The organism is Candidatus Woesearchaeota archaeon, assembly GCA_003694805.1.
Taxonomy (GTDB): domain Archaea; phylum Nanobdellota; class Nanobdellia; order Woesearchaeales; family J110; genus J110.
In genome coordinates this window covers 1-11,030 of record RFJU01000038.1, presented here as the reverse complement: position 1 = coordinate 11,030, position 11,030 = coordinate 1, and the positions used below count along the sequence as shown (strand labels likewise).

Sequence of the window (11,030 nt, the reverse complement as noted above, 5' to 3'; positions counted from 1 at the left end):
CAATGATTGGTGAAAGAACAAGGAAGGAACGTGTAAGGCGCGCGGGGGCGCGCTCGGTGTTGGTAGCTCGTCGGCTGGATCGTCGGCTGGGGGCGTTCGCACTTCTTGTCTTGCTATCAGCGCTGCTCTTCTGCGCCGTGGCTGAGGACGCGTTAGCGCTTGGGATCGCGCCGGCGAGGACGCGTATTGACTTCGCTCCCGGTCTTGAGAAGGAGCTGACGTACCGCGTCATTAACAACGATAAAGTGGACTTTCATGCTATCATATTTGCAGAAGGAGAGCTCAAAGACAGCATCCGCATTGAGAAGCCGCTCATTGCGCTCTCTCAGGACGAGGGGGAGAAGACGTTCACCGTCAAGGTCCGTTTGCCTGATGAGGCGCCTTCGCCAGGGCAACACGTTGGAAAGGTGGTGTTGCTTCACGTCCCGGAGGATTACTTTGACGAAGAGGGTGTTTTTGTTTTGACGCAGGATCAGGGGTTGTTGTTCAACACGAGGACGGAGACGTCGCAAGTGACGGCGACGGCCGGTGTTGCAAGCCAAATTATTGTGAACGTTCCGTACCCGGGAACGTATGCGAAGGCAAAGCTGCACGTGTCTGAGGGAGGGGTGGACAGTCCTGTTGTGTTCACGATTTCCGTGTTTAATTTTGGGACGGAACGGATTGAAGACGCGTACGCTCGCGTTCGCATTCTTGGAGCGAACAATGAGGAGATTGTGGAGTTGCGTTCGAATATGATTTCGCTTGACGCGAAGGAGGAAGGAAAAGTTGTTGCTTCGTGGGAGGGGAAGCACAACCCAGGAGCGTACTACGCTGAGGTGTTTTTGGAGTACAGTGATGAGGTGGAGAAGCTTGGCGAGGCGTTCACGATTGGGAGGAAGTTCATCAGGATTAAAGGTTTGGATATTCGTTCCTTTCGTCTTGGGGAGATTGCGAAGCTTGACTTTACGGTGGAGAGTGATTGGAACGAGCCGATTGAGAACGTGGAGGGGGAGGTGAACGTCATTGATGATTCGGGTTCTGAGTTGAGCACGTTTAGCACGGTCCCGACCAGGGTTCGGCCGCACAAGGAAGAAGTTGTCACGGCGTATTGGGATACGCAGGGCCTCGTGCCGGGCGAGTACGATGTGAATCTGGATTTGCTCTATGATGGCGCTTCTTCAAGCAGGCTGTTTGAGACCGTTCTCTCCCTTGATGAGGCGGTGGTGAAGGGAGGTGGCGTTTCCGGCCGCGTGGTTGGCGTGGAAGAGAAGGGGGGATCGTCGTACAACGTGTTGGTCTTGCTGGTTGCTGTGCTTATCGTGATGAATATTGTGCTCTTCTTCTCCATCCGAAGAAAGAAGTAGCCGGGATCGGAGAGCCCTGAAGAGGCCTGCACGCTTATTTTGTTCCTTTGTAAGGGATTTTTTTTATGACTTTTGTTCCTTCGGTTTGCTCTTGCGAGTCGTTGATGCCCTCGTTGACTTGGTCGTTGACTAGGTGAACTGTTTGTTCGATGAGGTGTGCTTTGTTTTCCTTTCTGTTCTTTTCAAAGCTTTGCTCGCCGTTGTTCGTCCGCGCCTGCCGGGTTCTTGGCGTGGGTGTTGTTGTGCAACCTTTGTGACGTTGTGACTTTATAATGGTCAATAGAAAAGTTTAAATAGGCGGTATTCGAAGAAGATGCACATGGCCGAAGACATCTCGAGAAGAACGATTCTTGTCTTGGTTCTTTTGACCCTGCTCATTTCCGTGCTTGGCGTCATGACGGTGACGTACGAGCTTGGGCAAATCAAGGCGGCAAGGCAGGCCCAACCAGGAGGGGTAAGCCCTGTCGCGAGAGGAGAAGTTGCGTTGACGATTCAAAAGCCGCCGACAGGTGAGGTGGTGTTGACTATTGAAAAACCAAGTGGGGAGTGATGAAGAATGGACGTGTCAAATAAAACATTGGGCTTGTTGCTGATCGCGGCGATGTTGATATCCCTTTTCGGAACGTTTTTTAGCTTGAATCAAGTGGAGCGGTTTGCCGGCCCCCCGACCGGGGCTGCGACGAGCAACCAAACAGGGAATGTCACGCTGACCGTCACGACTTCGGTCGGTTGCACGTTCGGCTCGTTCAATCTCGTTGATTTCGGGTCCGGGTACGTTGCTGGAGGGCAGCGTTGTTACATGACGAGCAACGGCACGACGGGCAGTGGTTGTTCTGGAGGGTTGAGCTCTCCCAGTCAGGACTTTATTTTGGAGAATAATGGGAATGTGAACGCGACGGTGTATGTGAACTCGAACGCGACAGCGGCGCAGTTCCTGTCAGGGAGCACGTCTCCTCAGTTCCAAATTGCCGGTCTTGACAACGAGTCTGGGAGTTGCGGCAACTTGACGAATACTGCTTTCGTTGATGTGAACACGAGCAAGCCCGGTACGGTGTATTGTGGCTCCACGTCGTTTCAGTACTCGCCGGAAACTGCTGACTCCATGAAGTTTGTGGTGTTAGTGAATTTCTCGCAGGAGATTGATGCAGGAGCGCACCAGGCGACGATTGAAGCGGTGTGTGACGACACGTAAAGCAGGGCTTGGTGAAAGGGGCACGTGTGAGGAGGAGAATGCGGCTCATGCACGCCAATTACTTCAAGGACCCTGAATTCGTTCCTTTTTGTCGGTTGTTTTATCTCCTTCACGGTGTTTCCTGGTTGGTGTCCTGGTTGGTGTCCTCGCTGGCGTGTCTGCGTTTTCTCCTTTCGCGTTTTTCTCGCCGCGGGTTTCCTTTGTTTGCAGTGGCCGCGCTGCTCGTGTTGTTCTTCGTCGCGGGCGCGGCGGCACCCGCAGCGGCGGTGAAGATTACGAGCTTGCCCTTAGAACAGCGAACGCTCCTCTACGAGCCGGGCAAGACGTTTACCTTCGAGCTCGCCGTGGAGGATGCGCCGAGGATAAGCGTGTATGCCCAGGGTGCGTTGAGTGAGAACGTCGTGATTGACGACCCGTCCCCTGATGGTGGTCCGCGCAAGGTGACCGTGCACATTACTCATCCTCCCGGCTTGGAGCCGGGACAGTATAAGACGTTCATCGCCGCCGCGGAGCTTCCTCCCGAGCAGACAGTGCAGATTGCGGCTCTTGCCACGGTGAGAACAGGGTTTATTACGCGCGTCCTCGGTCCTGAGAAAGCGGTGAAGGCGAGTTTGCAGGTTTCCAGCGTGAATCAGGGCGAGCCCGCCGAGGCGCGGGTGCAGGTGGAGAGCTGGACGCTGAGTCATATTGTCCGCCTCTTTGCTATTATTAACGTGACAGGTCCTGAGGGGGAAGCGGTAGGGTCGTTCGAGACGGACCGTGTTTCGCTTCCGGCAACGAAGAGCACAACGCTAACCGCTACGATTCCGACGAAAGACCTGAAGAAAGGGTCTTATCACGCGTCCGCCCTGCTCTTCTATGATGGGCTGTCGCTGCCCCTTTCTGCGTCGTTTCGCGTTGGCGAGCTCGACGTTCGTGTTGTGAACTACACGCGCGTGTTTCGGAAAGGAGTGATTAACCAGCTCGATATCATTGTTGAGAGTGACTGGAAGGGGAATATTGGGGATGTGTTTGCAGAAGTGCGCGTTGCTGGCGAGGTGATAAGGACGCCATTGATAACGCTGCAAGGTTTTTCTCGCGGAGTGCTCACGACGTATTGGAATACGCGCGGGCTTGAAGTAGGCGAGTACCCCGCGACGATCATGCTCTTCTACGCGAATAAGACCTCAACGTCGGATGTGTTGTTCTCTGTCGTCGAGCCGCCAAAGGAAGAGCGCGCGGGCGGCGTGTTCGGAGTACTGGCATCCCCTTTAGGCGTCGCGTACCTTGTGCTGTTCCTGCTTGTCTTGCTTAATGTGTACGTGCTTTTCTTTCGCAAGAAAAAGTCAGGATGACGCTTGGGCAAGAGGTGTTTTTTTTGAGTGGCTTCTCTGAAGAGGGGTGAAAGGAGGTAGATTTAAATATGTTCAGGGGCGGGGAATAGGCAGGATGCAAAAGGATGAGTCACAGAGATTCGTGAATGGTTTGGTCGTGCTCTTCTGCGTGATGATTGTCCTCCAGTCAGCGCTCCTTATTTTTTTCACGCACGTGCACGTGGCTGGGAAGGCGGTCGAAGCGCAAGGAGAGGCGCGCTTATGTATTAATTATCCTCCTTCAATAACGATCCCGTGCAATACGACGTTTGATCAGGGAGATTTTCTTTTTTGTGTTGTGAACGGGTCCGACCCTGAGAATGCGACGTTGACGTTCACGTCTTCGTTCGTCACGAACGTGACAGTGTTTACCATTTCTTCGTCGGGTGTTATTAATGTGACGCTGAACGCGACGCATGTGGGGAATCACACGGCAATTATTTTTGGCGACGACGGCGCTGGTTGCTCGAACAGCGTGGTGAACGACACGTACCGCTTTAATGTGTCGAACATCAATGATCCTCCTTACCTTGCAGTGCCGGTGCCCAACGTGACGCTTGATGGGGGGACGTCGCTGTCAGCGTATTTCTTGGATGATTACTTTGCAGACTACGATGGCGATCCGCTCACGTATACCGTGGCGTACAGTCCGGACCTTTCTGTCACTATTTTTAATTCTTCAGAGGTTCGCTACTCCCATCCCGCGTGCACGGGCGATGCAAAGGTGTACCCTGTCGTGTTCACCGCGTGGGACCCGTATAACTTAAGTGCAGACAGTAACGTGGTTTCTGTTCAGGTTGTGTGCACCCAGCAGGCCTCGTCTGGTGGCAGTAGTGGTAGTAGTGGTGGAGGTGGCGGCGGAGGTGGCGGAGGTGCTTTGTGCAATCCTGAATGGAACTGTCTCGATTGGCTTCCCTGCCTCCCGAACGGGACGAGGTGGCGCCGCTGCATTGACATGAACGAGTGCGAGGTGGAGCGCTACTTGAAAGGGGCGTGTGTGTATGGTGCGGGCGAGTGTGAAGAAGACTGGTCCTGCACTGATTGGGGCCCGTGCACGCCAGAGAACAAGCAGTTCAGGTCGTGCGATGACAAGAACGCTTGCGGTTCTGAGGTGCTCAAGCCGTTCACGGAGCGTGTTTGCGAATACGTGCCGACCTGTGATGATGGCGTTCAGAATGGCGGGGAGATCGGCGTGGATTGTGGCGGTCCTTGTGCGCCCTGCCTTCTTCTTGAGTTTCCTCAGCCGGTACAGCCAACAGAGGGTTTTTTCACCACTGCTCTCTTTGTGTTGTTCGTTCTTCTTTTGTTTCTGCTGGTGTTCTATGTTTTGTTTCGCAGGAAGATTCGCCAATGGCTGGCTTTGCTTGGATGGTGGGTTTCGGGGAGGCGGTCGAAGGTGTTCTTGCTGTCCAAGGAGGAGAAGGAACAATTGTTGAAGGCGGTACGGGCGCTGGAGCGTGAAATCGATCAGCTCAGCCATAATGCTGGACGCTTGTTTGAAGCGGCGAGGAAGTACCTCTTTTTCGCGCTGGATTTGGAGGAGGATTTTACCCGTGAAGATTTCTTGGAGGCGGTGAAGAAGGCGTCGGTGCCAGAGTCGTTGAAGCAGTTTCTTGTCTTGTTTGAGCGAAGGGTTGCCGGTCTTGAGAAGCGTTCAGGGAATTTGCCGCTTGTGTTGAAGTGCGTCTTGGAAGAGTTTAGGACGTTGATTGTTTCAACGGCGGAGTACACGCTTGATGAGGTGCGCCGTGAAGTGCAGGAGTTGGAGGCCCCGGCGGGTGCGAGTGCGGTTGAGCGTATCCGGTATGAGCTGGTGAATACGTACGTTGCCTTGCAGTTCGGAAGGATTGGTCCAGCAAAGCGGCACTACCTTACTATTTTGAATTTGTATCATCCTTTGACGGAGGCGCAGCGCGAGCTTGTGTACTATGATATTACTCGCTTGTATTACCTCATAAAGTACATGGGTGCGTACCTGCGTCCTTCGTGATGGGGAAAAGCGCGAAGGCTGAGTTGATGTTTTGTGAAGAGGACGCGAGGGTCATTGGCGGGTTGTTTGAATGAGACGTAACCTCGTCGTGTTTTTTTGTGTTTTTTTTTTGGAAGGAAAATTGCTGGAGTGAACGAATGCCTTGACGAGGGTGGTTGTTGAGAGCAAAGCTTTTAAATGGGGTGCGTGCTCTTGCGTTCGTGTCAGCCTCCGTAGCTTAGCGGCTAGAGCATTCGGCTGTTAACCGAAAGGTCCCCGGTTCGAATCCGGGCGGAGGCGCTTCTTTTCAACACGTGTTGTGCAATGCAGTTCTTCCTGGTTTTTTTATAGTCTCGTCTTGGCTTTCCGCACCGTGCTTCGCGGGTGGAACGTGTTCACCACGTATCTTCCTCGTCTCCGAAGAGAATGCGTTCAAGAAGGGAAGGCTGCGGGTTGCGGGCGGCGAGTTGCCGCTCCTCTGCGTCTTCGCTTGGTTTTTCTGGTTGTTGTTCTTTCTTAAAGAAGGCGCGCCAGGCGTTCTTTGCTGTGTTGGCGAGGTAGGGCGCCGCGCCTACGAGAAGCGCTGCTGGAATGCTGCCGCTGAGCAGGTACGTCGCGGCACCGCCTCCAATGCTTATGGCGAGCAGTTCTTCAGGATTAAGTGGTACTGCTGGCGGGGCGGAGGCGTGTTTGCCGAAGAAGAAGTTTTGTATGCGGTTGCGGGAGTGGTACGGCATCTCCTGTTCGGGCGTGGTTGATTTTAGTTCGTGGAGCAGGAGGCGGTAGTGGAGGCGTTCGCTCCTGTCGCTTTTTCGTGTGGAGTCGAACGGGAGGATTTCGCCGTTTCCTTCGATGGCGTGGGGGCTGCGTGGTTGCCTGTGGGGGTTGAAGAGGTAAATTTTTGCCATTGCTCTTCGTCTCAGTTGTCGTGTTTTGTTTTGTTTGGTAGTTTTTGTTTTTTTTTTAAGTACGCGCTTGTTCTCTTAGCGTCTATGCGTCTTCCTCTGAAGAGGGTGTTCTTGTTTTTTTTAAATACTGTGCTATTTGGTTGAGGCGAACCGCAGGAACGAAAGAGGAATTTTTTTTGTTGAAGGGGGGGCTGTTCGTGGCGGGTTTCAGTGAATATTTATAAATGGTGGGTGACTTGCCTCGCGGTTGGTATGGTGCTAGACAAGCTTGGGGAGTCGCTGCGCTCAACGATCAAGAAGGTTACGAAGTCGCTCTTCGTTGATGAAAAGCTCGTGAATGAGCTTGTGAAGGATATTCAGCGGGCGTTGCTCCAATCGGATGCGAATGTCCAGCTCGTGTTTGAGGTGACGAGGAGGATAAAGGAGCGCGCCCTCAAGGAAGACTGCCCGAAGGGGTTGACAAAACAAGAGTTCTTGATTAATATTGTGTATGAGGAGTTGGTGTCCTTCCTTGGTGGGGAGGCGCCACGTGTGATCCCCCAAAAAAAGCCGTTTACTATTATGCTGGTCGGGCTTTTTGGCAATGGGAAGACGACGACGGCAGGCAAGCTTGCGCATTTTTACAAGAAGCGGGGTTTGAAGGTGGTGTTGATTCAGACGGACACGTGGAGGCCGGCCGCGCTTGATCAGCTTGAGCAGTTGGGGAAGCGTATTGGTGTCCCTGTTTTTGGAGTCAAGGGAGCGAAGGATCCGGTTAAGATTGTTGAAGCCGCTGATACGAAGGGTGCTGATGTGGTTATTGTGGATACGGCGGGGAGGGATGCGCTTTCTGAGGATTTAATTGAGGAGCTTGATAGGCTCTCCAAGGTGGTGCGTCCTGATGAGACGTTGTTGGTCATGGCGGGGGATGTTGGTCAGGCGGCGCAACGCCAAGCAGAGGCGTTTCACGAGACGTGCCACGTGACGGGCGTCGTTATTACGAAGCTTGATGGCACTGCGAAGGGGGGCGGTGCGCTCATTGCGTGCTCCGTGACGGGCGCGCCGGTGAAGTTCATCGGGGTGGGGGAGAAGCTTGACGAGTTTGAGATTTTTGATCCGAAGCGTTTTGTGGGGCGCTTGCTTGGCATGGGTGACTTGGAGGGCCTCTTGGAGAAAGCTCGGGAAGCGATTTCTGAAGAAGAGGCGCAGGACTTGGGGAGGAAGTTTCTCAAGGGAGATTTTAATTTGCTGGACTTGTATCAGCAGATGGAGGCGGTGCGCAAGATGGGCCCTCTCTCGAGGGTGCTGGAGCTCGTTCCGGGGATGAGTTCGTTGCCGCTTCCGAAGGAGTCGTTGAAGGTGCAGGAGGAGAAGCTGAAGCTGTGGCGTTATGCTATGGATTCGATGACGAGGGAGGAGCTTGAGCGGCCCGAGGAGTTGAACGCGTCAAGGATTGGGCGTGTTGCGAGAGGTGCAGGCGTGGATCCTTCCGAGGTTCGCTCCTTGCTCAAGCAGTATCGGCAGTCGAAGAAGTTGGTGAAGATGCTTGGCGGCGGCGGGTCGGAGAAGGATGTGCGGAAGTTGATGCAAAAGCTTCAGAAGGGCGGGGTTGCGAAGTTTTAAGTGTTGAATGTTTTTTTTGGTTTGATGTTTTTTGGTGTTGTTGCTTAAGGCCTCTTAGAATTGTTTGGAGAGGGTGGCTGCTGAGAGCGCGGCGAAGATGACTCCGGCTATGCGTGCCGCGATGCCAAGGATGGGCATGAGGCTGAAGAAGGCAAGGAAGACGTTGGGAAGTGTGTAATTGAACGTGTCGTTTTTCGTAATGATGGAAAGAATGAGGTTGGTGATGGTGAGTGGAATGACGAACCATACGGAAAAGAGGTAGGCGAAGGGGATGAGGCCGAGGAGGAATCCTCCTGCGACGATGACTTCAAAGAGGAATTGAATGATGGTGAGTGTGCGTTTGTTGTTGTCTTTCGCTTGTCGTGTTGCTTCTTTATGTTGTTCTTTGCGGGTTTCCTTGTTCTTTTTTTGCTTGTGTGCTCCTGTAGTGTTTTTTTGGTGGTGATGCTCCATAGCGTGGAGGAGAATGTTTTGGAATTTTTAAAGAATGTGTTTTGTTGATATATTGGTAAGAATCTGTTGATGAAGTAAGGGGTGGTGTGTTGATAAGAAGGTGTTTTGTTACGTTCTTCCTTTTTTGTTGTGGGTGCTGAGCAGCTTTTCGAGTTGGGATGCGTTGCATCGAATGGGGAAGCGGAGTGCTTGGCCTGAAGAGGGTTGTTGTTTGTCTGCTTGATTGCCTGGTTGATCGTGAGAAGAAGCCATTGCTCTGTATTTTTCGACGACACGAGATGCCAAATCGGCGACTTTTTTGATGTCGTCAGCAGTGCGCGCTTCAACAACCACAAGTGCTTGATAGCCTAACTTTTTTGCCTGCTGCAAGTCTTCCCAAGCGTTTTTGATACCTTCTCTGATGTGAACAATAGGTTCTCTTGATCTGTCATCGATGATGAGTGCGTAGACCGGAGAATCGTAGAGCGGAGAATAAGAGGGGTTGGTCGGGTTGGTTGTGTTGTTGTAATGCATGTTCGTTGGTTTGGAGCAAGTGTTTTTTTTGTTTATCGTTTTTTGTTTGTTGAAAAAGGTTGCACGCGTGAAGAGACGAAGAGGGGTGGTGAGGTGGTAGAATCGTGCTCTTCACGCACGCGTGCACATTGAGGGATCAAAACCCCGCAACGTAGCTACTGTATAGTGGCACTAGTATATAAATCTTTCGGTTTTGATTATTTTTTAGTAGTAACAAAAAAGATTTGGGGGTGGGGCTTCGTTGCCTCATGAAAAACGGATGGGAAAACGCCCAAAAAGCGCAGAATTAAAAAGGGAAAGAGCGTGCCAAAAACACTTCAAAACGACACGCCTTTGGAGAGAAAAGAAGAACAGTAGGAGGAAAGAACAGGTATGGCTTCACTTGCTCGGCTTTGCGAAGAAATGGGTGGTGAGGAAGCAGGAAAGCTCTTTGTCAATCTGGCCCGTCAAGAAGAAAACGAGGCAGAGCGCTCAAACCACTACGCCAGAGCCGCGTTTTGCTATGCGAAGGCGCTCAACCGTGAACTCCTCGAAAAAAAATTCACTCAAAAGACAGAAGAGCTTGCTTGGGAAGTCATCTTGCTCGGTGAGCGTTCAGAGGAGCTGTGCGGCGACGTTGTTCATCCATCATCTCAATTGTACTTCTTCATGAGCAGGGCTTACGCTGTGTTGACGTATGTGGAATGTCTGAGGAGCCGCGGCGCCGTTGCCGCTCAAGGCGAGAAGCGCGAGGAGGAGCGCGCAAGGTTGTTTATGAATCGCGCGAGGGGGTATTTGCACCTTGCCGAGCTTCCTGCCAGTTCGAAGGCGGGCGCGGGGCGCTCCGGACGGACCCGTGCGTACTCTTCGCATTTTTCGAAGTTGCTTAGCAAGTACGCAGTTCAGTTGGACACGCTTGAGGAGCGGTTGCTTGGAGGATGACGAGGCGGCTTAGCTGTTCTGTTCTGTTCCTGTCGTTTTCTTGCATTGTTTAGCAAGGATGCTTCTCAGGTTTGTCGTGAATTGGTCGAATGATGCAGCTCGAATGCTCCCTCCGCACGCGGTAGGATGCCCACCGCCGCTCCCGTCCAGCCCCTTCATTGCCGCGTGCAACAGTTCTTGCGCGTTGATTCCTTCCTTCTCGTGCAAGGTGTAAGGGACGCGCAGGGAGAAGATAAAGAGGTCGCCTGCTTCTCTTGCTACGAGAATGACGTTTCCTTTTTTTCGAAAGAGCAGTTCATTGCTCAAGTCTGCGGTGAAGGACGTGTTTTTTTCCTTGTAGGTGAAGGTGAAGAGGTTGTGCTTTGCCCGTGTCTCGAGTGCTGTTTGGAGGAGGGACTGGTATTCTTTGTTGATGCGTTCGTACTTGTGCAGGAGGAAGCGCGCCCTGGGCGTTTCTTGCTCGAGGAGTTCGTAAGGGGTGGCTATGCGTGTGAGAATTTTAACGGAGGTCATCATGTCAGAAACTCTTCCTTTAATGGAGAAGGTGATGATGCGGATGAGTTTTCCGAGGGGGGTGGTGTAAATGACGCGTGCAACGTTTTTGCTTTTCGTGTTGAGGAGGTCAGGGTAGGTTTTGGCGAACAGGTCAGCAACAGGGCCTAGGTGCCAGTCGCTGACGGTGCCTGCCGCGGCGATCCAGAGATCGTCTTTGTTGCCGAGTGCGTGGTACACGAGCGAAGAGGTCGGCGCTCCGTCGCTTGGGTCGTATACGCG

Annotated in this window: 12 protein-coding genes and 1 tRNA gene; 8 read left to right on the top strand and 5 right to left on the bottom strand. The window is 52.8% G+C overall.

Features of this window, described 5'->3' with window-relative positions; all coding sequences use genetic code 11:
- Positions 1–2: 2 nt before the first annotated feature.
- Complete coding sequence (locus D6783_01650; protein RME53552.1) at positions 3–1,346, top strand: hypothetical protein; 1,344 nt, start codon at positions 3–5, stop codon at positions 1,344–1,346.
- Positions 1,347–1,380: 34 nt separating this feature from the next.
- On the opposite strand, the gene D6783_01645 is transcribed toward D6783_01650, so the two are convergent.
- Positions 1,381–1,626 carry a hypothetical protein gene (locus tag D6783_01645; GenBank protein ID RME53551.1) on the bottom strand — a complete coding sequence of 82 codons (246 nt, stop codon included), beginning with the start codon at positions 1,624–1,626 and terminating at the stop codon, positions 1,381–1,383.
- Between the two features lie 39 nt (positions 1,627–1,665).
- Here D6783_01645 and D6783_01640 point away from each other — a divergent pair, with 39 nt between their 5' ends.
- The 5 genes from D6783_01640 to D6783_01620 all read left to right on the top strand — a co-directional run bounded on the left by D6783_01640 (position 1,666) and on the right by D6783_01620 (position 6,159).
- The gene (locus D6783_01640; GenBank protein ID RME53550.1) at positions 1,666–1,896 is read left to right on the top strand and encodes a hypothetical protein; all 231 of its coding nucleotides are present in this window, start codon (positions 1,666–1,668) and stop codon (positions 1,894–1,896) included.
- Between the two features lie 6 nt (positions 1,897–1,902).
- The gene (locus tag D6783_01635) at positions 1,903–2,538 is read left to right on the top strand and encodes a hypothetical protein (protein RME53549.1); all 636 of its coding nucleotides are present in this window, start codon (positions 1,903–1,905) and stop codon (positions 2,536–2,538) included.
- Between the two features lie 38 nt (positions 2,539–2,576).
- Entirely contained in the window at positions 2,577–3,872 is a 1,296-nt protein-coding gene (locus D6783_01630) for a hypothetical protein (protein ID RME53548.1), read from the top strand.
- 94 nt (positions 3,873–3,966) lie between these two features.
- Positions 3,967–5,880, top strand: coding sequence for a hypothetical protein (locus tag D6783_01625; GenBank protein RME53547.1), 1,914 nt, complete (start codon positions 3,967–3,969; stop codon positions 5,878–5,880).
- Between the two features lie 206 nt (positions 5,881–6,086).
- Positions 6,087–6,159 (top strand) — tRNA-Asn (locus D6783_01620).
- Between the two features lie 95 nt (positions 6,160–6,254).
- Here D6783_01620 and D6783_01615 read toward each other — a convergent pair.
- On the bottom strand, positions 6,255–6,767 hold the full coding sequence (locus D6783_01615; GenBank protein RME53546.1) for a hypothetical protein: 513 nt from the start codon (positions 6,765–6,767) through the stop codon (positions 6,255–6,257).
- Between the two features lie 252 nt (positions 6,768–7,019).
- Here D6783_01615 and D6783_01610 point away from each other — a divergent pair, with 252 nt between their 5' ends.
- Positions 7,020–8,369: a signal recognition particle protein gene (locus D6783_01610; GenBank protein ID RME53577.1), complete on the top strand. Its 1,350-nt coding sequence runs from the start codon at positions 7,020–7,022 to the stop codon at positions 8,367–8,369.
- 54 nt (positions 8,370–8,423) lie between these two features.
- Here the strand turns inward: D6783_01610 and D6783_01605 are convergent, their stop codons facing one another.
- Together D6783_01605 and D6783_01600 are read right to left on the bottom strand one after the other, a co-directional pair.
- Positions 8,424–8,822, bottom strand: a complete 399-nt coding sequence (locus tag D6783_01605; GenBank protein RME53545.1) for a hypothetical protein — start codon at positions 8,820–8,822, stop codon at positions 8,424–8,426.
- Between the two features lie 108 nt (positions 8,823–8,930).
- Positions 8,931–9,335 carry a hypothetical protein gene (locus D6783_01600; GenBank protein ID RME53544.1) on the bottom strand — a complete coding sequence of 135 codons (405 nt, stop codon included), beginning with the start codon at positions 9,333–9,335 and terminating at the stop codon, positions 8,931–8,933.
- Positions 9,336–9,737: 402 nt separating this feature from the next.
- Between D6783_01600 and D6783_01595 the strand changes: the two genes are divergently transcribed.
- Positions 9,738–10,256: a hypothetical protein gene (locus D6783_01595; protein ID RME53543.1), complete on the top strand. Its 519-nt coding sequence runs from the start codon at positions 9,738–9,740 to the stop codon at positions 10,254–10,256.
- Positions 10,257–10,265: 9 nt separating this feature from the next.
- Here D6783_01595 and D6783_01590 read toward each other — a convergent pair.
- Positions 10,266–11,030, bottom strand: a 765-nt coding sequence (locus D6783_01590; GenBank protein ID RME53542.1) for a hypothetical protein, incomplete at its 5' end; no start/stop codon positions are given.